The organism is Halovulum sp. GXIMD14794, assembly GCF_054457455.1.
This window is the reverse complement of the sequence record NZ_JBTLNF010000004.1, coordinates 994,593-1,013,897: the sequence shown is the minus strand read 5'-3', so window position 1 is coordinate 1,013,897 and position 19,305 is coordinate 994,593. Positions and strand designations below refer to the sequence as shown.

Below are 19,305 nucleotides of genomic sequence, written 5' to 3'. Positions count from 1 at the left end.
TCCTCCACGGGGTCTTGATCCGCAGGGGTAGGACACGGGCGTTACCAAAGCGTAAGCGCCCGCCGAAGAAACCCGGTTCAGCCGCGCAGGGCGCGCAGCATCACGTCGACATTGGCGGGATCCGCTTCGGGGGTGATGCCGTGCCCGAGGTTGAAGATGTAGGGTCCGCCCGACAGCGCCTCGGCGGTTCGTTTCACTTCCGTTTCCAGCGCGGCGCCGCCGGTGACCAGCAGCATCGGGTCCAGGTTGCCCTGCACGCAGGTCAGCGGTTGCAGCTCGCGCGCGGCCCAGTAAGGGTCGACGCTGGTGTCGATCGCGCAGGCGGAAACCCCGGTGGCCTTGACGAAGGGCACGACCTTTTCGCCCGCCTGGCGGGGGAAGCCGATCACCGGGACGCGAGGGTGTTTCTCGCGGATGCGCTCGACGATGCGCTGTGCTGGACGGGTGGCGTAGCGTTCGAACATCAGGCCGGGAAGCGCGCCAGACCAGCTGTCGAAGAGTTTCACCGCCTCGGCGCCCGCGTCGATCTGGGCGATCAGGTAGTCCGCGGTCGCCTCGGTCAGCAGGTCGATCAGCGCATCGAACGTCACGGGGTCCGAGTACATCAGCTGCCGCGCAGGGCCCTGGTCCTTGGTGCCGCGCCCGGCGATCATGTAGGTCGCCACCGTCCACGGTGCGCCAGCAAAGCCGATCAGCGCCGTCTCGCGCGGCAGGGCGCGGGACAGGATGCGGACGGTTTCATAGACCGGCGAAAGCGTCTCGTGGATCGCCTCGGCGGGCTTCAGCGCCTTGAAATCCTCGGCTGAGGTAATGGTGGACAGGCGCGGTCCTTCTCCTTGGACGAACCAAAGATCGGCACCCAGGGCCTGCGGGATCAGCAGGATATCGGCGAACAGGATCGCCGCGTCGAACCCGTAGCGGCGGATCGGCTGCAGCGTTACCTCGGCGGCGAGATCCGGGTTGTAGCACAGGTCCAGGAAACTGCCCGCCTGCGCCCGCGTCGCGCGGTATTCGGGCAAGTAGCGCCCCGCCTGGCGCATCATCCACACCGGGGGCACGGGCAGGGTTTCGCCCGCGAGTGCGCGCATCAGCGTTTTGGCGTTGGTGAGCATCCGGACCTCGGGGCTTGATCGGGGGGGCTTGTTTGGAAGGGACCATAGCGGCGTGGCGAGGGCAGGGAAAGCCGGTGCGGCGATTGCACCCGCCGGGGCGCGGGGCTAGGGTCCGCGCCATGACGAACCTGCCCTCACCAGATCAGCCCCTTCGCATAGGCACCCGCGGCTCTCCGCTGGCGCTGGCGCAGGCGCACGAGACCCGCGACCGGCTGATGACGGCGCATGACCTGCCCGAGGACGCCTTCGAGGTGGTGGTCATCAAGACCACGGGCGACCGGGTGCTTGACCGGCCCTTGGGCGAGATAGGCGGCAAGGGCCTGTTCACCCGCGAGATCGAGGATGCGCTCCTGGCCGGCGACATCGACATCGCCGTACACTCGATGAAGGACATGCCGGTAGAGCAGCCGTCCGGGCTGACCCTCGACACCTACCTGCCGCGCGAGGATGTGCGGGACGCGTTCGTGGCACTCGACGGCGGCTGGCTTGCGGATCTGCCGCAAGGGGCGGTTGTGGGCACCTCGTCGCTGCGGCGGCGGGCGCAGCTGCTGCACCGGAGGCCGGATCTGCAGGTGGTCGAGTTCCGGGGCAACGTGCAGACACGGCTGCGCAAGCTGGCGGACGGTGTGGCGCAGGCAACTTTCCTGGCCATGGCGGGGCTGAACCGGCTGCAGATGGGCGACCGGGTGCCGCACACGGCAATCGAGGTGGACGACATGCTGCCCGCCGTGGCGCAGGGCGCTATCGGGATCGAGCGGCGCGAGGCGGACGAGGCGACCTCGGCGCTGCTGGTCCCGCTCCACGACCGGGACACCGGGCTGCGGCTGGCGGCCGAGCGGGCGTTTCTGGCGGGGCTCGACGGCTCGTGCCAGACGCCGATCGGGGGGCTGGCGGAACTGACAGGCGATCGCTTGCGCTTGCGGGGCGAGATCATCCGGCCCGACGGTTCCGAAAGCCTGACGACCGAGGCGGAGGGCGCAATCGATGATGGAGCGGCGATGGGCGCTGCCGCAGCGGCCGAGCTGCGTGGGCGCGCCGGGCCGGGATTCTTCGACTCCTGACGATTTCAGGGTACTATACCGGGACAGTAACCTGGTACGGGTGTTCCCCGGGGAGGGGCGCGGATGGCTCGCGTCTTGGAAGTCTCGAATCCGAACTATGCCGATCTCACGGTGGAGGTCCTGAGCAATCCGGCGATGGCGGATCTTTCGGTGTTCCGCGACGACGCTGCGCAGGCGCATGCATGGACCGAGCAGATCTGGTCCTTCGTGCCGGAACGTCACAGTGCGCAGATCTCGGTCTATCTCAAGCAGCCTGACCATATGGGAGCGGATCTCCGCATTGCCTTCGTGCCGCGGCGGGCAATGGCCGGATGGTCCCGGCCTCACCGGTTGCGCGGGCGGCTATGTCAAACGCGGAATTGACCTCGGTCAATGTTCGCATCGGACAATTGGCCCAGAACTTGGTGTGGAAAGGCGTCTCTGAGACAGCCAACCGGATCAAAACCGCGTCAGGGTGTGACCCTGCGGCGTTGCGGCCTGTTGGCATAGGTTGTTGAATGTGGCGTTTTCTGACAGATATCTTCGACGCAAGGCCGCATCGGCGGTGATGGTGAAAGGTCCCGAAGGATGGATTTCGACGCTCTCTTCAATGCCCAGCTCGATACCCTGCGGCAGGAGGGGAACTATCGATTCTTCGCTGACCTCGAACGCGAACGCGGCAACTTCCCGCGCGCCCTGAACCATCGTGACGCGGGCGTGCGCGACGTTACCGTGTGGTGCTCCAACGATTATCTGTGCATGGGCCAGCATCCCAAGGTGCTGAACGCGATGCACGAGGCGCTGGACAAATCCGGTGCCGGCGCGGGCGGGACCCGCAACATCTCGGGCACGAACCACCACCACGTGTTGCTCGAGAAGGAACTCGCGGACCTGCACGGCAAGGAAGCCGCACTGCTGTTCACCAGCGGCTACGTCTCAAACTGGGCTACGCTGGGCACGCTCGGCTCGCGACTGCCGAACGCGGTGATCCTCTCGGATGCGCTGAACCATGCCTCGATGATCGAGGGCATCCGCCACGCGCGATGCGAGAAGAAGATCTGGAAGCACAACGACGTCGAGGATCTTCGCCGCAAGCTGGAAGAGTGCCCGGTCGATTCGACCAAGATCATTGCGTTCGAGTCGGTCTACTCGATGGATGGGGACATCGCGCCCATCAAGGAGATTTGCGATCTCGCCGACGAGTTTGGCGCAATGACCTATATCGACGAGGTGCACGCGGTCGGCATGTACGGCCCGCGCGGTGGCGGCGTGGCCGAGCGCGAGGGTCTGATGGACCGTATCACCCTGATCGAAGGTACGCTGGGTAAGGCGTTTGGCGTGATGGGCGGCTACATCACCGGATCGGCGGCGCTGGTCGATTTCATCCGGTCGTTCTCGAGCGGGTTCATCTTCACGACCGCCTTGCCGCCGGCGCTGGCGGCGGGTGCGTTGGCTTCGATCCAGCACCTGAAGGAAAGCGATTGGGAGCGGGCGCGTCAGAAACAGCAGGTCGCCAAGCTGCGTGCGCGCCTGGATGCGATGGGCATTCCGCACCTGCCGAACCCCAGCCACATCGTTCCGGTGATGGTGAAGGACCCGGTGAAGTGCAAGATGATCTCGGACGTGCTGCTCGAGGAGCATGGCGTCTACGTCCAGCCGATCAACTACCCGACCGTGCCCAAAGGGACCGAGCGGCTTCGCTTCACCCCGGGGCCGGGGCACACGGATGCGGACATCGATCATCTGGTCGGCGCGCTCCATGCATTGTGGAAGCATTGCGCCCTTGCGCGGGCCGTCGCCTGAGAAATCATGCCTCCGCGCGACAAAGTGTCTTTGCCGGAGGGGGGCGATTGCCCTATTTCGAAAGACGTAAAAGGTCCCATCCCGGAGGAAACTCATGAAGACCCTCGTCACAGCTGCGGCCCTGGCCGTGCTACCCGTCGCCGCTTTCGCCCAGGACGGCGACGCCGAGAATGGCAAGAACCTGTTCAAGCGCTGCTCGTCCTGCCATGTGATCGCCAATGGCGACGAGGTGATCGACGGGCGTGGCAAGACCGGGCCGAACCTCTATGGGATCGCCGGCCGGCAGGCGGGCACCGTCGAGGATTTCAACTACGGTGAAAGCCTCGTGGCTGCTGGTGAAGCAGGGCTGACCTGGAACGTCGAGGATTTCGCGGCTTACACCGCCGATCCGCGCAGCTTCCTGCAGGAATACCTGGATGACAGCTCGGCCCGCTCGAAGATGAGCTTCCGTCTGCGCGACGGCGCAGAAGACATCTGGGCTTACCTGGCCAGCGTCGGCCCGGAGTCCTGAGCCGTTTGACCGGACCAATACAAACCAGACGGCAGCACCTGGCGCTTCTGGGCGCCGGGGCTGTCGCACTGTCTGCGCGCCGGGTTGTGGCCGGTGAGGTCGTCGAAGTGCGGATGCTTAACCGCGACCCCGAGGACGGCAAGCGCCAGATGGTTTTCGCGCCGGACTTGGTCCGTGTCCCGTCAGGCACCACCCTTCGTTTCCTGCCGTCCGACCGGGGCCACAATACGGCTTCAACAGATGGCATGCTGCCCGAAGGTGCCGAGCCGTGGCGCAGCAAGATCAACGATCCCTTCGATCTGACGCTCGACATCGAGGGCACCTACGGCTTCCACTGCACCCCGCACCTGTCGATGGGGATGGTGGGCCTTGTGCTCGTCGGCGATGCGACCGTGAATTTCGACGCTGCGCGGGCCGTTCGCCAACGGGGCCGCGCCGCTGAGCGCTACGAGGACCTGTTCGCCCGCGCCGAGGCGCTTCTGGCCGAAGACAGCGCCTGACAAGGCGCCGCCTCGTGCGGCATTGATCCCCCGCGCCGCCGGTTTTATAGGCGGAGCGCAAGGGGGAGCCTTTCCATGACCGTCGCCAGCACTCCGCGCGATAGCGCCAGCGTCCCGGCTCGTCCGCAGGGATGGGGCTGGCACATCCGGGCGACGCTCAAGATCGGCGCGCCCTTGATCGCCGCGCAGCTGACCCAGCAGGCGATCCAGGTTACCGACACGGTCATGCTGGGCTGGCTCAGCGCCGAGGCGTTGGCCGCCGGCGTGCTGGCCACGACGCTGTTCTTCATCGGCTTTATCGCCGGGACCGGCTTTGCCTACGCGGTGATGCCCATGGCATCCTCGGCGGCGGGGGCGGGCGATGTGCGCGGCGTGCGCCGTGTGGTGCGCATGGGCCTCTGGGTCGGCGCCCTGGTTGTGAGCGTGCTGATGGTGCCGCTGTGGTTCGCCGGGCCGATCTTCCGCCTGACCGGGCAGGACCCCGAGCTGATCGAACTGGCCGTGCAATACCTTGGCGTCGCGCAATGGGCGCTCTACCCCGCTGTCGCGGTGATGGTGCTGCGCTCCTATCTCTCGGCGCTGGAGCGCACGCAGGTCGTGATGTGGGCGACGCTGGCGGGGGCGGGCCTGAACGTCGTGCTGAACTGGATGTTCATCTTCGGCAACTGGGGTGCACCTGCGCTGGGGATCCGGGGCGCGGCCATCGCGACGCTGGGCTCGCAGTCGTTGATCCTGGTGCTTCTGGTGGCTTACGCGCTGAGCCGCCCTGCGCTGAAGAAATACGAGCTGTTCGTGCGTTTCCTGCGCCCCGACTGGGAGGCGTTCCGCGAGGTGCTGCGCCTAGGCCTGCCGATCAGCGCGACGATCCTGGCCGAGGTCGGCATGTTCTCGGTCAGCTCGCTGCTGATGGGGCGGTTGGGAACGATCCCGCTGGCCGCGCACGGCATCGCGCTTCAGGTCATCTCGGTGATCTTCATGATCCCGTTGAGCCTTGCGAGCGCGGGGACCGTTCGTGTCGGCCATGCGCTGGGGCGGCACGATTCTCACGGGCTGGACCGTGGCGCGCGCACGGTGATGGCGATGTCGCTGGCAGTGGCGCTGTCGGGCGCTTTGGTGCTGTGGCTGTTGCCCGAGACGCTGGTCCGGGCCTTCCTCGACAATGACGAGCCGCAGCGCGCCGCAATCGTGGCGACCGGGACCGGCCTACTGGCTGTGGCTGCGGTCTTCCAGGTGGTGGACACGCTTCAGGTGATCTCGGTCGGGCTGCTGCGCGGTCTGTCAGACACGCGTGTGCCGATGTGGATGGCCGTGGCAAGCTACTGGGGCCTCGGGATCCCTGCAGCCTGGGTGCTGGCTTTCCCGCTCGGCATGGGTGGCATCGGCGTGTGGATCGGCCTGGCGCTGGGCCTGTCGGCGGCGGCAGTGATGCTGACCTGGCGGTTCGTGCAGCGGGACAAGCTGGGGCTGGTGCGCTACCCGGCGCGGGTTAAGGCTTAGGCGGCCAGGGTGCCTGTCAGGCGGCCGTTGGCATTGCCGGTCAGGCGGACCTGAACGATCTGCCCCTCGGGCGCGCTGCCCTCAAGGTCCACCTCGGCAAAGCTGGGGGTGCGGCCGTGCGAGGTATTCTCCATCAGCACCGGCTCGGTGCGGCCGGTCATCGCTGCTAGATGGCGGGCAACCTGGGCGTCTCCGAGCGCCCGCAGTCGCGCCGCCCGGTCCTTGATGGCGGTGCCGTCAACGGCGGGCATGCGCGCGGCGGGCGTGCCCTGACGTGGCGAGTAGGGGAAGACGTGCAGCCAGGTCAGGCCGCAGTCCTCGACCAGTTTCAAGGAGTTTTCGAACATCGCCTCGGTTTCGGTCGGGAACCCGGCAATGATGTCCGCGCCGAACACGATGTCCGGGCGCAGGCGGCGAGCTTCCTCGCAGAACCGGATGGCGTCGTCCCGGAGATGGCGCCGCTTCATCCGCTTGAGGATCATGTCGTCGCCGGCCTGAAGGCTCAGGTGCAGATGGGGCATCAGCCGGGGTTGCCCGGCGATGGCGTCCATCAGCGCGGGATCGGCCTCGATCGAGTCGATCGAGCTGATCCGCAGGCGCGGCAGGTCCGGCACCAGCTTCAGGATGCGCTGCACCAGATCGCCCAGGCGCGGCTCTCCGGGCAGGTCTGCTCCCCAGCTAGTCAGGTCGACGCCGGTCAGCACAACCTCGCGGTAGCCGCTGCCCACCAGTCGCGCGATCTGTTCGACCACGACACCTGCCGGCACCGACCGCGAATTGCCTCGCCCATAGGGAATGATGCAGAAGGTGCACCGATGGTCGCACCCGTTCTGCACCTGCACATAGGCGCGTGCGCGGGTGCCGAAGCCGTCGATCAGATGACCGGCGGTCTCGGTCGCGGACATGATGTCGTTGACCTGCACCTTTTCGGTCTGCCCGATGAAGTCCGGGCCCTTGGCGACACCTTCCCAGGTCTCGGCGCGCATTTTCTCGAGGTTGCCGATCACCAGGTCGACCTCGGGCATCGCGGCATAGGTCTCGGGCTCGGTCTGCGCGGCGCAGCCGGTGACGACGATCTTCGCGTCCGGGTGCTCGCGGCGCAGTCGTCGAATGCGCTGTCGAGACTGCCGCACGGCCTCGGCGGTGACGGCGCAGGTGTTGACCACGACTGTATTGTCCAGCCCGGCGGCCTCACCCAGCTCGCGCATGGCCTCGGTCTCGTAGGCGTTCAGCCGGCAGCCGAAGGTTTCGAAGACGGGCGGCTTCATGCCAGCGGCAGTGCCGGTGACAGCACCCCCTCGAAGACCTCCTGCGTCGGGCCGGTGATCCAAACGCCGTCCTCGCGCCAGTCGGCGTGCAGCGTGCCGCCATCCACAATGACCGTCGCCGCACGGTCCGTCAGGCCGCGCCGCGCGGACGCCACTAGCGCCGCGCAGGCGCAGGAACCCGAGGCCAGCGTGATCCCCACACCGCGCTCCCAGATCCGCAGCCGCAGCCGGTCGCGGGCCTGCACCTCGACCATCTCGACATTGGTGCGCTGGGGATAGAGCGGATCTGTCTCGAACCGCTGCCCCTGGGCGGTGATGTCGGCATTCTCAGCGTCGTCGGTGAAAAAGACGCAGTGTGGATTGCCCATGCTCAGTGCAACCGGGCCGCCCTCGAGGGGCAGCTCCAGCGTGTCCATCTCGCGCGCCAGCGGCACATCCTGCCAGTCCAGCGCCGGACGGCCCATGTTGACGCGCGTCAGCCGGTCGCCCGCATCCTCGGCAACCAGAACGTCGAAATCCGTGCGCAGGGTGACGCGGGCGGCGCCAGTCTCGTCCATCAGTCGCCGCGCGACGCAGCGGGTGGCGTTACCGCACGCTCCCGACAGGCTGCCATCCGCATTCCAGAACGTCAGGCGCACGGTTTCCTGCGGATCGTTGTGAATCACCGCGAGTTGGTCGAAGCCCACGCCCCGGTGCCGGTCGCCAAGCGCGCGCGCCAGCGCAGGTGTGACCGGGTCGGCCGCCCCGCGGGCGTCGACGATCACGAAATCATTGCCGAGGCCATGCATTTTTACAAAACGCAGGGCCGGCGAGGTCTGGGCTGCCTGATTCATGGCGCGTGATATAGGCGCAACCGGGCTTTCGCGCCAGACCCGCGGAAGCATGGCAGAAATCTTCAAGTTTGGTCTTGACCCCATCGCCCGTGCCGTCTATCTCCGCGGCCTGCGTGGGCCGTTAGCTCAGTTGGTAGAGCAACTGACTTTTAATCAGTGGGTCGCAGGTTCGAATCCTGCACGGCTCACCACGTTACTCCAAGTACCGCTGTCTCAGGCGCACGTGATCTGCAAGCTTGCAGGTCGGTCGCCCGAAGTCGGTAATCCGATGTCCCCCGAACAATTCGAAATCTACAGCCGGCAGCGTCATAGCTGGCGGCTCGAGGTCGCTCGGCCAACACTCATTTCCATCCAGAGTCACAAAACATATGACAACATTCGATATCATTCCTGACATTCACGGTCAGTCGGAGAAGCTGCAAAAGGCGCTTGGCCGGCTTGGTTGGCAAAGGAAACCAAGCGGGTGGCTGCATGTTCAGCCGGATCGGGAAATCGTGTTCCTGGGCGACTTCATCGATCGGGGCCGCGCTAACCGGGCTGTCCTTGGGACTGTTCGCAGCCTGATGGATTCCGGCAAGGCAAGAGCCGTCATGGGCAATCACGAATTGAACGCCCTGCATTTCCATACTCTCGACCCTGCGACAGGGATGCCGTTGCGGCCCCATTCGGCAAAGAATATTCGCCAGCACGAGAGCTTTCTGACGGAGTTCCCGCTCGGTGCTCCGCAGACCCGGGACGTTCTTGCGTGGATGGCGGGGCTGCCGCTTTTTCTCGAAGAGCGCGGGTTTCGGGCGGTTCATGCCTGCTGGGATGAGGTCACGATAGGCAGGTTGCGCGAGTTGACCGGAGACGGAGTGCTTTCCGAGCAGCAACTGCGGGATGCGGCAAGTCCAGGAAGCGGCAATGAGTTGGCCGAGCTTGTCGAGCGGACGACAAAGGGGCCGGAGTGTGCCCTGCCGCCGGGGTTCTCGATCTCCGACAAGGAGGGGACGGTCAGGAGGGAGGTTCGACTGCAATGGTGGAACACCAATGCAAGGACCTGGCGCGAGATCGCGACCTCGGTGCCGGATCTCGAGGAACTGCCGGACGCCGAGCTACCGAAAGACGTTCAAACCCGAACCTACCCCGTCGACGGAAAACCGGTGTTCTTCGGTCACTACTGGCTGACCGGCGAGCCCGAACTTCAGGCGGCGAACGCGCTGTGCCTGGATTATTCCGCTGGCAAGGGCGGGCCGCTCGTGACCTATACAGGATCTTTCGGGGATTGCGGGATCTCCTTGGAGCAGGTTGTCGTGCACTAGCGTTTTACGGTCCGATCGGCGCTTTCTCCCAGAGCGGCTTCAACTCGGCGGGCATGACGGCCTTGATGTTGTCCAGTTCCTCGGCCGAAACGTGCATGCGCAGCACATCGAGAAGCTCGCGAAACGCGGCTTCGGCGTCGAAGTTGAAATCGTGGGAGAACGCTTCGCGTAGCGGCGCGAGAAAGGCGTAGGGCGTCTCGACCTTGTGGGGGACCTTCGCCGGTTGCCAGCCCTCGTAGAACATGCCCCGCACAAGCATCGGAAGCTGTGCGCTGAAGTGCGCCGCCGCGTTCACCGGCATCCTGTCACGGATCGCGTGCAGGCCAACGCGCAGCAGCCGCCACGCGGCCTGGCGGTCATCCCAGCCCATGCGACTGTTCAGCTCGTGCAGCCAGCCGTTCGTCGTGTGGATCGTGTCGTCGAAGACCTTCAGCCCTGTCGTGGTCATTGCTCCCTCCCTTCGGGTTTCGCCCCCGTCCGGGGCGGCCGCGTCGGATCGACCGTGCGGTCCCGCCCGCCGTTGCGGTCCGGATCGAACGGCCGGACCTTGCCGCCGGAGTCGAGGCAGGTCTGGATCTCGTCGATATCCAGCACCTCGCGCGCCTCGAGTTCACGCACCAGGTAGAGCACCTCCTCCCGGTGGTCGGTCAGCACCTCCTTCGCGGCGGCTTCGGATGACTTCAGCAGTTCCGCCACCGCCGTATCGACCCGCGCCGCGGTTTCGTCGGAATGCTCCCTCGGCTGGGCGATCGACTGGCCGAGGAACGGATGATCCTCGCGCTGGCGCAAGTCCACGGGGCCGATCTCGTCGGTCATGCCCCAACGCGCGACCATCGAGCGGGCAAGCTCGGTTGCCCTGCGTATGTCGTCGTCCGCGCCCGAACTGACCGAGCCGATGAACAGCCGCTCCGCCGCGCGGCCCGCCAGCAGGATCTTGAGCTGCGTGCGCAGGTAATCCTCGGGCAGGGTGTGGTGTTCCTCGGTGCTCAGCATGTGCGTCCCGCCGAGGCTGCGGCCCCGCGGAATGATGGTGACCTTGTAGAGCGGGTCCGCGCCGGGGGTGAAGAAGGCGACCGCCGTGTGCCCGGCCTCGTGTACGGCCAGCCTGTGCCGCTCCTCCGGCTGGATGGCGAGCGTGCGGACGGTGCCCATCATCACCTTGTCGCGGGCGTCTTGAAGGTCGGCCTCGGTCACCAGCACGTCATGGCGACGGGCGGCGGCTATGGCGGCCTCGTTCAGAAGGTTCTTGAGATCCGCGCCTGAGAAGCCGGGCGTTCCGGCGGCGATCGCATCAAGGTCCCCGGTGTCTTCCAGTGGCAGTTTGCGCGCGTGAATATCCAGGATCGCTCGCCGCGCGTCGCGGTCGGGCAGGTTCAGCGTGACATGCCGGTCGAAGCGGCCGGGGCGCAACAGCGCGGGGTCGAGCACGTCCGGCCGGTTTGTCGCGGCCAGCACCACCACCGCCTCGCGCGCGGCGAACCCGTCGAGCTCGGCCAGAATCTGGTTCAGCGTCTGCTCGCGCTCGTCGTGCCCGCCGCCAAGGCCGGTGCCACGCGTGCGGCCGATGCTGTCCAGTTCGTCAATGAACACGACCGAAGGCGCGGCCTTGCGGGCAGCCTCAAACATGCGCCGTACCCGGCCGGCGCCGACGCCGACGAATACCTCGATGAACTCCGAGCCAGAGGTCGAGAAGAACGGCACGTCCGCTTCTCCGGCGAGAGCCTTGGCCAGCAGCGTCTTGCCGGTGCCGGGCGGGCCCATCAGCAGCACGCCGTGCGGGACCTCGGCGCCTACCGCCTCGAACCGTTCAGGCTCGCGCAGGAATTCGACCAGTTCAGAGACCTCCTTCTTGGCCTGGTCCTGCCCGGCAACGTCGGCGAAAGTCACTCTTGAGGTGTGCGCAGTGGGCTTTGAGAATCGGCCGGTGAACAGATCGCCCAGACCGCGCGGTCCCATACCGCCGATCCCGCCCAGCATCCGCCGCTGAAGCCAGAGATAGACGAGCAGGATAACCACCCAGGGCAGGATGAAACCCAAGACCGAGGTGCCAACCGGCGCCCGCGCCTCGATCTCGACGCCCTGCGTTTCCAGGAGCGGTAGCAACTCGGGATCGCCCTGCGCCGGCACGACCGCCCGCTGCTGCGGCGCCTCGCCCTCGCCCAATGTGACGGTGATCGCGTGCTCCTCCAGCAGTGCGCTCGTGGCCGCGCCGCTGCGGATCAGTTCTTTCATCTCGGAGTAGGAAACCTGTGTTACAGACGCCCGCTCTTGCACAGTCGCGGTATAGGCGAGCAGCAGCACGATCAGTACCCAGCCGATCAGCAGGGCGGGTCCGCCCCATTGTCCGGGGCCGCCTTCGGGTTGTTTCGGGTTGCGGTCCTCCATGGCACCATTCGGCCATGCGCCGGGTCAGGGAGCCTTGACGTGGATCAAAAGGCAGGATGCCTGACCCTTCACTTGCTGCGCAACATCTTGATCGCCTCGGGAACCACCAGCAGCGGCAGGGCGAGAGCGCCGATCAGCAGCCATTGCTCGGCCCCAAGCGGGACCGTACGCAACAGCTTCTGCATGGGTGGCCAGTAGACGGCAGCAAGCTGCGCGGCAAGTGTGGCCGACAGCGCCGCCAAAAGCAGCGGGTTCGAGAACCAGCCGATGCGGCTGCAGGGCTGGTCGTGGGACCGGAAGGCGAAGACGCTGATCTTCTCGAACACCACGAGCCCGGTGAAGGCCGTCGTCCGGGCAATGTCCTCGCCGAGGTGCTGGAGGGAGTAGAACAGCCACAGGCTCGCCGTCCCGGTGTAGGAGCCGAAGGTCAGGATCATCCACAGCCCGCTCAGGCCGAGCACCGGCTCGTCGCGGTGGCGGGGCGGTCGGCGCATCTGGCCCTCTTCGGCACGCTCGGCGCCGAGCGCCACGGCGGTCACGCCGTCTGTGACAAGGTTCATCCAAAGAATCTGCGTTGCGTAGAAGATGATCGGGCCGCCCAGCATCAGGTTCGCGACGATGGCAATGACCTCGCCCGCGTTGGACGACAGCAAATAGCGAACGAATTTGCGGACGTTGTCGAATTGCCTCCGGCCCTCGCCGATTGCGCGGACGATGGTGGCGAAGTTGTCATCGAGCAGCACCAGATCGGCTGCGTCCTTCGAGACGTCCGTGCCTCGGATGCCCATCGCGACACCGATGTCCGCGCGCTTCAGCGCCGGGGCGTCGTTCACGCCGTCGCCGGTCATCGCCGCCACATGGCCCATGTCCTGCAGCGTCTCGACGATGCGCATCTTGTGGATCGGCATGGTGCGGGCGAAGAGCACGTTGTCCGAGAGCGCGTCGTGCAGATCGGTGTCGGACAGTTCCTCCAGTTGGTCACCGGTGATGCACCGCGGCGCGCCAAGGCCAAGCTGGTTCGCGATGGCCGCCGCCGTAAGCGGGCTGTCGCCGGTGATCATGACCACGCGGATGCCCGCGGCACGGGCGCCGCGGATCGCAGCCGCAACCTCGACACGGGGCGGGTCGATCAGCCCGACGAGACCGAGGAAACTCATGCTTTCCTCGACCAGCCCGGCATCGCCCGCCGGGCGCGAGGCGAGGCCGATCACCCGCAGGCCGGCGCCTGCCATCTCGGCATAGGCGCTACGAATGTCTTCTCGCAGCGCCTCGGCAAGCTCCACCTCGCCGGAACCGGTGGCCAGTGTCGTGCAGATCTCCAGCACCTTCTCGGGCGCGCCCTTGGTGAAGAGCCGTTCACCTGCTTCGGTTCGCACCAGAACCGTCATGCGCTTGCGCTCGCTCGAGAACGGCAGTTCCGCTTCGTGGGCATCCTGGCTCGGCGCCTCGGCCCAGCCCTTGTACGCCAGCGTCACAAGCGCGCCTTCGGTTGGCGCGCCAGTCATCACCCAGTCGTGCCCCTCGCGGCGGAGGCTCGCGTGGGTGCAGGTCAGTGCGGTGGTCAGCAGCGCGCCGAGCACCGGATCGTCGGTTGCCCGGACCCGCGCCCCGTCGCGGGCGATGTGGCCGGTCGGGTCGTAGCCCGTGCCGGTGACTTCGTAGATCGCGTCCGACGTCCAGATCCGCGTCGCGGTCATCTTGTTCTCGGTCAGGGTGCCCGTCTTGTCGGTACAGATGACGGATGCCGCGCCCAGCGTCTCAACGGCCTGCAAGCGGCGGGCCAGCGCGTTCTGCCGGACCATGGCCGAGGCGCCGAGGGCAAGCGTGATCGTCACGACCGCTGGCAGACCCTCGGGCACCATGGCGACAGCAAGCGACAGGCCGGTCATGAACATCTCGAGGGGCGCACCGCCCGAGGCGAGCCCCAGCGCCAGGACCAGGGCCGCCAGCAGGACCGCCGCGATCCCGAGGTTGCGCGCCAATCGGCCGAGTTGCACCTGCAGATGCGTGCGCTTCATCCCGACCGAACCGGTCAACCCCGCGATCTGCCCGAACTCGGTCTCGGCACCTATGGCCGAGACGACGCCCTCGCCTCGACCCGAGACTACTGCCGTTCCGGTGAAGGCGTGCGCCGGTTCGGCGCCGAGCACCTTCTCGACGGGGACCGACTCGCCGGTGAGGACGCTTTCGTCGATCTGCAGATTGACGATGCTCAGCAGGTCGAGGTCCGCCGGGACGCTGTCGCCTGCCTCGAGGATAACGACGTCGCCGGGGACGATTTCACGTGCGGGTATGGTCCGCTCGGCCCCGTCGCGCCGCACGGTCGCGGTTGGCGCCATCATCGAGCGCAGTGCCTCGAGCGCGGACTCGGCGCGCCATTCCTGAACGAAGCCGAGCACGCCGTTCAAGGTGATGACGAGGCCGATCGTGATGGCGTCGACAGTTTCGCCGACGGCGAGCGCGATCACAGCCGCGCCGACGAGGATCAGTACCAGCAGTCCGGTGAACTGACGCAGGAACACGAGCCACGCCGGAACACGCCTCGCGCGCGGCAGCTCGTTCCAGCCGAATTGTGCACGGGCCGCCTCGATGGCGCCTCTGTCGAGCCCTTGAAGAGCGGCTGTCGGGATCGGCGCCTGCTCGGTCATGTCGGCTGCTCTGTGCGGGGCGGCGCCTGTGGTATCAGGCGCCGGCGGTGTCCCGAAGACGGTAGGCGTAGACCCTCAGGACGGCAGCCAGAAGCGCGTGCTCGAGCACGGCGCCGCGGCCGCGTCCGATAAACTCGTCGTTGTCGCGGAAATTCGAATGGCGCAGTTGGCAATGCCAATGCCCGTCCGGCTCCTGCGCACGACCCTCGATGTGGATCGCCCAACCGGGAACCGCCGCGTCCACGATGCGCAGCACGCCGTCCACCGTGTTGATCGCTGTCGGGGTCCCGCCAGGCAGAACGTTCTTTAGCGCAGTGATAACTTCGTCGCGCAGATCCCCGTCGGTCGCCGGTGCCGCTTCGACCTTGGGCGCGAGTTCTTCGAGCTCTGATTGGTTCATGTCCTTGCCTCCCTCTTTCGGGCGAAGTGCCCCAGTGTCCCGTCTATCCCGGCGAGCGGACCCCTTCTTTGACGCGGATCAAGGCGGCTTCCGGCGCAGGCAGGCTAGATCGCCGCAATAAAAAGGGGGAGGATACACCATGGCAGGCGATCAGGTCTTCTGGTTCGAGGACCTCGCACGGGGCGATGTCGCCAAGGTCGGAGGCAAGAACGCCAGTCTTGGCGAGATGGTACGCAATCTCGGGCAGAAGGGCATCAGCGTGCCGCCCGGTTTTGCCACCAGCGCGGATGCTTACCGAGGCTACTTGTCCGAGAACGACCTGAACGCCCGGATCGCCGAGGCGCTCGACCGGCTGGCGACCGGGCGCATCACCCTGCACGATGCGGGCACCGCGATCCGCCGCGCGATCCTCGAAGGCGAGTGGCCGAAGACGCTGCGAGAGGAGATCCTGGCCGCCTATCACACGCTCGGTGAGCGATCGGGTCGGGCCGCGCCATCGGTTGCGGTGCGTTCCAGCGCAACCGCCGAGGATCTGCCGGACGCGAGTTTTGCGGGTCAGCAGGAGACTTTCCTCAACGTCCAAGGAGAGCAGGCACTGCTCGATGCTTGCCGCCGCTGCTTTGCCTCGCTGTTCACTGATCGGGCGATTTCCTACCGTCAGGTGAAGGGGTTCGAGCACCAGAAGGTCGCGCTTTCGGTGGGCGTGCAGTTGATGGTGCGCGCCGATACCGGCGGCTCGGGCGTGATGTTCTCGATCGACACCGAGTCGGGCTTCGACAAGGCGGTGCTGATCAATGCGGCCTGGGGGTTGGGTGAGAACGTCGTGCAGGGCGCAGTGAACCCCGACGAATACCAGGTCTACAAGCCGTTCCTGTCCGACCCGGCGCTGCGGCCGATCCTTGCCAAGGCGCTGGGCGAGAAGGAAAAGAAGATGATCTACGCCGCGCCAGGGGCCGGCGAGACGCGCAACGTCCCGACCTCGAAAGCCGAGCGGGAACGCTTCGTGCTCTCCGATGACGAGATCCTGGAACTGGCGCGGCAGGCGGTCGTCATCGAGGAACACTACGGTCAGCCGATGGACATGGAGTGGGCGCGCGACGGCGATACCGGTGCGCTCTATATCGTACAGGCCCGCCCCGAGACCGTGCAGTCGCGCGCCGACACCGGTGCGATGCGGTCTTACAGCCTCAAGGGTTCGGGCACGGTGCTGCTCAAGGGGCTCAGCGTCGGATCGGCCATCGCCTCGGGCGAGGTCTGCCTGATCGAAAGCCCCGAGGATATCGAGCGTTTCGTGGATGGCGCGATCCTGGTGACGGCGACCACAGATCCTGACTGGGTGCCGATCATGAAGCGCGCCAGGGCCATCATCACCGATCACGGCGGACGCACCTCGCACGCCGCGATCGTCAGCCGCGAGCTGGGTTTGCCTGCCATAGTCGGAACCGGCACCGCGACGCATGTCTTGCATGACCAGCAGGCGGTCACAGTCAGCTGCGCCGAGGGCGACCGCGGGACGATCTACGAGGGCGAACTGGACTACGAGGTCGAGGACATCGCGCTGGGTGATGTGCCCGATACGAAAACCAAGGTGATGCTGAACCTTGCGAACCCCTCGGCCGCCGCGCGCTGGTGGCGTCTGCCTGCGGACGGCGTGGGTCTGGCGCGGATGGAGTTTGTCATAAACAACGCGATCCGCGTGCATCCCTTGGCGCTGACCCGGTACAACCAGATCACAGATGCCGAGGTGCGGGCGCGGATCGACGCGCTGACCAAGGGGTATACAGACCGGACCGAGTACTTCGTCGAAGAGCTCGCCATGGGCCTCTCGCGGATCGCCGCGACCTGGTATCCACACCGGGCCATTGTCCGGATGAGCGATTTCAAGACCAACGAATATGCGCAGCTTCTAGGCGGTACGCAATTCGAGCCGGCGGAAGAGAACCCGATGATCGGCTTCCGCGGCGCGTCGCGCTACTACTCGCCGAACTATCGGGACGGGTTTGCCCTGGAATGCCGTGCGATCAAGCGGCTGCGTGAGGAGATGGGCTTCCGTAACGTGATCATCATGATCCCGTTTTGCCGCTCGACAGAAGAGGCCGAGCGCGTGCTGGAGGTCATGGCCGAGAACGGGCTTGTCCGCGGAGAGAACGGGCTCGAGGTCTATGTCATGTGCGAGATCCCCTCGAACGTGATCCGCGCCGAGGCGTTCGCGGCGCATTTCGACGGGTTCTCGATCGGTTCGAACGACCTGACGCAGCTGACGCTCGGGGTGGATCGGGATTCCGAGGCGCTCTCGGAGCTTTTCCGCGAACGCGATCCGGCGGTGCTGTGGATGATCGAAACGGTGATTGCCAAGGCGCGAGCGGCGGGTTCCCGGGTCGGGCTCTGCGGGCAGGCGCCGAGTAACGATCCCGAGTTCGCTCGGCTTTTGGTGGCGGCGGGCATCGACTCGATCTCGGTGACGCCGGACAGTTTTCTGGCAGTGAAGCGCCACGTGGCCGAGGCCGAGCGGCGGGGCTGAGGCGTCGCTAAATGGTTTGAGAGGCATGATCTGCCGGGCAGGTGGCCGACCGGTCACGGGGCGAAGGAGGATCAGGTGAGCGAGAGTCTCATTCTGGGCGCTGCGGTCGCTGCAGGCGCCTTAATGCTGGTGCCCGGGGTCGCGGCATTGCTGATCCCGGTCAATCCACAGGTGCTGGGGCAATATCATCGTCGCTTCGCTGTTTCGGTGCGTCTGCGGCGTCAGTGGCCGCTTCCTGCAAAGCTAGCATGAGCTTCGCCCAACAGGCTGACTTGGGATCTAGCGTAAGGCCGATACCCTCCCAAGACTGAGCCTCCTCTGACTCATCTCGAAGAAACAGTGTGTCTTACCGCAAGCGTAGTTCGCCCGGTTGAACGCGGCCATGTCCTTAACGAGTTCCGCCCGCGCTTCGAAGTTCGGGCGAGGGTCGAGCTGCTGTGGTGAGCTCAGGCAGAGAACGTCATCTTCACCCTCCAGCACCTCGAAGCCATCTAGACGTACTTCCTCGTCCTCGTCTAACAGGTGGTGGAGACGGACGGCCTCGATCATGGTGATCTGCTCAGAGGACAGCTGGTCAAGCGCTGGTCCTTACTGACCCGCTAACTACAGCATGTGTTCATCAAATTTCTGATCCACCCCGACTGCCGTGATTTGGACCCTACGAACAGCTTTCGCATGGTCCTTGGTCTTCAGCGAGAAGGTTTTTTTTCCCGCTTGCCGTAGGTGGCTGCGATGTCCTGATGAATGGCCGCCCGACCATATTAGGCGGCACAACGGCAGCAGAGCCGGGTATGACGCGGCATCTTTGTAAGGAGCTCCACTGTGACACCTCAGTGTGACAACTTGTGGGGAACACCTTTGAAATTCAGCAAGTTACTGAATTTCTTCCTGATTTAGGGGAATGGTGGAGCCAAGGGGAGTCGAACCCCTGACCTCTTGCATGCCATGCAAGCGCTCTCCCAACTGAGCTATGGCCCCTGAATGAATCACCATCCGTTCGGGTGGGCGTTTCATATGGGTGGGGCGAGGCTTGTGCAAGCCCTAATTCGCCCCGTCCCGGATCAGCTTTCGTCGTCGTCTTTCGCCACGTCCGCGATGTCGTCGAGATTGACATTGTCATCGTCGTCATCGTCGTCCAGCAGATCGTCTTCGATTTCGACGTCGTCATCGTCGTCCAGAACCACGTCGTCGTCGTTCTCGGTGTTGGACGAGACCGAAGCGGGCTCGGGTTCCTTCTTGTCAGGCCGCACGCTCGCGCCCTTCTTCGACAGCAGGCTCTCGAGATCGAACGTCGCGCCGCAGTTCGGGCAGGTCATCGGGTCACGCTGCAGGTCGTAGAATCGCGTCGAACACGACGGGCAGACGCGCTTTACGCCCCATTCATCCTTCGGCATGAGCAAGTCTCGCATCATTGTTGGGCAAGTGACGCCCTCTGCCATAGCATTCTCGTCTTGTCAAACTCGGAAAGCACGCTTTCAGTTTGCGT

Annotated in this window: 18 protein-coding genes and 2 tRNA genes; 10 read left to right on the top strand and 10 right to left on the bottom strand. The window is 65.7% G+C overall.

Annotation, left to right across the window (positions count from 1 at the left end; translation table 11 throughout):
• Positions 1-77 precede the first annotated feature (77 nt).
• The gene (gene hemE / locus ACW9UR_RS11605; RefSeq protein ID WP_458917123.1) at positions 78-1,112 is read right to left on the bottom strand and encodes a uroporphyrinogen decarboxylase; all 1,035 of its coding nucleotides are present in this window, start codon (positions 1,110-1,112) and stop codon (positions 78-80) included.
• Between the two features lie 119 nt (positions 1,113-1,231).
• On the opposite strand from hemE, the gene hemC reads away from it, so the two are divergent.
• The 6 genes from hemC to ACW9UR_RS11575 all read left to right on the top strand — a co-directional run bounded on the left by hemC (position 1,232) and on the right by ACW9UR_RS11575 (position 6,463).
• Positions 1,232-2,173: a hydroxymethylbilane synthase gene (gene hemC / locus ACW9UR_RS11600; protein WP_458917122.1), complete on the top strand. Its 942-nt coding sequence runs from the start codon at positions 1,232-1,234 to the stop codon at positions 2,171-2,173.
• 63 nt (positions 2,174-2,236) lie between these two features.
• Positions 2,237-2,536, top strand: a complete 300-nt coding sequence (locus ACW9UR_RS11595) for a DUF6150 family protein (protein ID WP_458917121.1) — start codon at positions 2,237-2,239, stop codon at positions 2,534-2,536.
• A 204-nt stretch (positions 2,537-2,740) separates the two neighbouring features.
• Entirely contained in the window at positions 2,741-3,955 is a 1,215-nt protein-coding gene (hemA, locus tag ACW9UR_RS11590) for a 5-aminolevulinate synthase (RefSeq protein WP_458917120.1), read from the top strand.
• Positions 3,956-4,049: 94 nt separating this feature from the next.
• Entirely contained in the window at positions 4,050-4,466 is a 417-nt protein-coding gene (locus ACW9UR_RS11585; protein WP_458917119.1) for a c-type cytochrome, read from the top strand.
• A 5-nt stretch (positions 4,467-4,471) separates the two neighbouring features.
• Positions 4,472-4,966, top strand: a complete 495-nt coding sequence (locus ACW9UR_RS11580) for a pseudoazurin (protein WP_458917118.1) — start codon at positions 4,472-4,474, stop codon at positions 4,964-4,966.
• A gap of 75 nt (positions 4,967-5,041) precedes the next feature.
• On the top strand, positions 5,042-6,463 hold the full coding sequence (locus tag ACW9UR_RS11575) for an MATE family efflux transporter (RefSeq protein WP_458917117.1): 1,422 nt from the start codon (positions 5,042-5,044) through the stop codon (positions 6,461-6,463).
• On the opposite strand, the gene mtaB is transcribed toward ACW9UR_RS11575, so the two are convergent.
• Both mtaB and dapF read right to left on the bottom strand, forming a co-directional pair.
• Entirely contained in the window at positions 6,460-7,731 is a 1,272-nt protein-coding gene (mtaB, locus tag ACW9UR_RS11570) for a tRNA (N(6)-L-threonylcarbamoyladenosine(37)-C(2))-methylthiotransferase MtaB (RefSeq protein WP_458917116.1), read from the bottom strand. The two genes, ACW9UR_RS11575 and mtaB, sit on opposite strands and share 4 nt — an antisense overlap.
• Positions 7,728-8,564: a diaminopimelate epimerase gene (gene dapF / locus ACW9UR_RS11565; RefSeq protein ID WP_458917115.1), complete on the bottom strand. Its 837-nt coding sequence runs from the start codon at positions 8,562-8,564 to the stop codon at positions 7,728-7,730. The genes mtaB and dapF overlap by 4 nt, the downstream gene beginning before the upstream one ends.
• A gap of 115 nt (positions 8,565-8,679) precedes the next feature.
• Here dapF and ACW9UR_RS11560 point away from each other — a divergent pair.
• Positions 8,680-8,755, top strand: a tRNA-Lys gene (locus ACW9UR_RS11560).
• Positions 8,756-8,932: 177 nt separating this feature from the next.
• The gene (locus ACW9UR_RS11555; protein WP_458917114.1) at positions 8,933-9,865 is read left to right on the top strand and encodes a metallophosphoesterase; all 933 of its coding nucleotides are present in this window, start codon (positions 8,933-8,935) and stop codon (positions 9,863-9,865) included.
• Positions 9,866-9,869: 4 nt separating this feature from the next.
• Here ACW9UR_RS11555 and ACW9UR_RS11550 read toward each other — a convergent pair whose 3' ends face one another.
• From ACW9UR_RS11550 to ACW9UR_RS11535, 4 genes are all read right to left on the bottom strand, one after another.
• Positions 9,870-10,313 carry a DUF2267 domain-containing protein gene (locus ACW9UR_RS11550; RefSeq protein ID WP_458917113.1) on the bottom strand — a complete coding sequence of 148 codons (444 nt, stop codon included), beginning with the start codon at positions 10,311-10,313 and terminating at the stop codon, positions 9,870-9,872.
• Positions 10,310-12,250 carry an ATP-dependent zinc metalloprotease FtsH gene (gene ftsH, locus ACW9UR_RS11545; RefSeq protein ID WP_458917112.1) on the bottom strand — a complete coding sequence of 647 codons (1,941 nt, stop codon included), beginning with the start codon at positions 12,248-12,250 and terminating at the stop codon, positions 10,310-10,312. Before ftsH ends, ACW9UR_RS11550 begins: the two co-directional genes overlap by 4 nt.
• Positions 12,251-12,318: 68 nt before the next feature.
• Positions 12,319-14,898: a cation-translocating P-type ATPase gene (locus ACW9UR_RS11540; RefSeq protein ID WP_458917111.1), complete on the bottom strand. Its 2,580-nt coding sequence runs from the start codon at positions 14,896-14,898 to the stop codon at positions 12,319-12,321.
• Positions 14,899-14,932: 34 nt separating this feature from the next.
• Positions 14,933-15,298: a hypothetical protein gene (locus tag ACW9UR_RS11535; protein WP_458917110.1), complete on the bottom strand. Its 366-nt coding sequence runs from the start codon at positions 15,296-15,298 to the stop codon at positions 14,933-14,935.
• 139 nt (positions 15,299-15,437) lie between these two features.
• Between ACW9UR_RS11535 and ppsA the strand changes: the two genes are divergently transcribed.
• On the top strand, positions 15,438-17,819 hold the full coding sequence (gene ppsA / locus ACW9UR_RS11530; protein ID WP_458917109.1) for a phosphoenolpyruvate synthase: 2,382 nt from the start codon (positions 15,438-15,440) through the stop codon (positions 17,817-17,819).
• 75 nt (positions 17,820-17,894) lie between these two features.
• On the top strand, positions 17,895-18,071 hold the full coding sequence (locus ACW9UR_RS11525) for a hypothetical protein (protein WP_458917108.1): 177 nt from the start codon (positions 17,895-17,897) through the stop codon (positions 18,069-18,071).
• 27 nt (positions 18,072-18,098) lie between these two features.
• Here ACW9UR_RS11525 and ACW9UR_RS11520 read toward each other — a convergent pair whose 3' ends face one another.
• The 3 genes from ACW9UR_RS11520 to ACW9UR_RS11510 form a co-directional block, all read right to left on the bottom strand.
• Positions 18,099-18,368, bottom strand: coding sequence for a hypothetical protein (locus tag ACW9UR_RS11520; RefSeq protein WP_458917107.1), 270 nt, complete (start codon positions 18,366-18,368; stop codon positions 18,099-18,101).
• A gap of 353 nt (positions 18,369-18,721) precedes the next feature.
• Positions 18,722-18,797, bottom strand: a tRNA-Ala gene (locus tag ACW9UR_RS11515).
• Positions 18,798-18,880: 83 nt separating this feature from the next.
• On the bottom strand, positions 18,881-19,213 hold the full coding sequence (locus ACW9UR_RS11510) for a TIGR02300 family protein (protein ID WP_458917106.1): 333 nt from the start codon (positions 19,211-19,213) through the stop codon (positions 18,881-18,883).
• Between the last annotated feature and the right edge of the window lie 92 nt (positions 19,214-19,305).

What these genes read in the sequence shown, in the direction of transcription:
- hemE (WP_458917123.1), bottom strand. Translation starts at nt 1,112, where the DNA reads ATGCTCACCAACGCCAAAACGCTGATGCGCGCACTCGCGGGCGAAACC.
- ACW9UR_RS11555 (WP_458917114.1), top strand. Translation starts at nt 8,933, where the DNA reads ATGACAACATTCGATATCATTCCTGACATTCACGGTCAGTCGGAGAAG.
- mtaB (WP_458917116.1), bottom strand. Translation starts at nt 7,731, where the DNA reads ATGAAGCCGCCCGTCTTCGAAACCTTCGGCTGCCGGCTGAACGCCTAC.
- ACW9UR_RS11575 (WP_458917117.1), top strand. Translation starts at nt 5,042, where the DNA reads ATGACCGTCGCCAGCACTCCGCGCGATAGCGCCAGCGTCCCGGCTCGT.
- ACW9UR_RS11585 (WP_458917119.1), top strand. Translation starts at nt 4,050, where the DNA reads ATGAAGACCCTCGTCACAGCTGCGGCCCTGGCCGTGCTACCCGTCGCC.
- hemA (WP_458917120.1), top strand. Translation starts at nt 2,741, where the DNA reads ATGGATTTCGACGCTCTCTTCAATGCCCAGCTCGATACCCTGCGGCAG.
- dapF (WP_458917115.1), bottom strand. Translation starts at nt 8,564, where the DNA reads ATGAATCAGGCAGCCCAGACCTCGCCGGCCCTGCGTTTTGTAAAAATG.
- ftsH (WP_458917112.1), bottom strand. Translation starts at nt 12,250, where the DNA reads ATGGAGGACCGCAACCCGAAACAACCCGAAGGCGGCCCCGGACAATGG.
- ACW9UR_RS11535 (WP_458917110.1), bottom strand. Translation starts at nt 15,298, where the DNA reads ATGAACCAATCAGAGCTCGAAGAACTCGCGCCCAAGGTCGAAGCGGCA.
- ACW9UR_RS11520 (WP_458917107.1), bottom strand. Translation starts at nt 18,368, where the DNA reads ATGATCGAGGCCGTCCGTCTCCACCACCTGTTAGACGAGGACGAGGAA.
- ACW9UR_RS11595 (WP_458917121.1), top strand. Translation starts at nt 2,237, where the DNA reads ATGGCTCGCGTCTTGGAAGTCTCGAATCCGAACTATGCCGATCTCACG.
- ppsA (WP_458917109.1), top strand. Translation starts at nt 15,438, where the DNA reads ATGGCAGGCGATCAGGTCTTCTGGTTCGAGGACCTCGCACGGGGCGAT.
- hemC (WP_458917122.1), top strand. Translation starts at nt 1,232, where the DNA reads ATGACGAACCTGCCCTCACCAGATCAGCCCCTTCGCATAGGCACCCGC.
- ACW9UR_RS11540 (WP_458917111.1), bottom strand. Translation starts at nt 14,898, where the DNA reads ATGACCGAGCAGGCGCCGATCCCGACAGCCGCTCTTCAAGGGCTCGAC.
- ACW9UR_RS11510 (WP_458917106.1), bottom strand. Translation starts at nt 19,213, where the DNA reads ATGCCGAAGGATGAATGGGGCGTAAAGCGCGTCTGCCCGTCGTGTTCG.
- ACW9UR_RS11550 (WP_458917113.1), bottom strand. Translation starts at nt 10,313, where the DNA reads ATGACCACGACAGGGCTGAAGGTCTTCGACGACACGATCCACACGACG.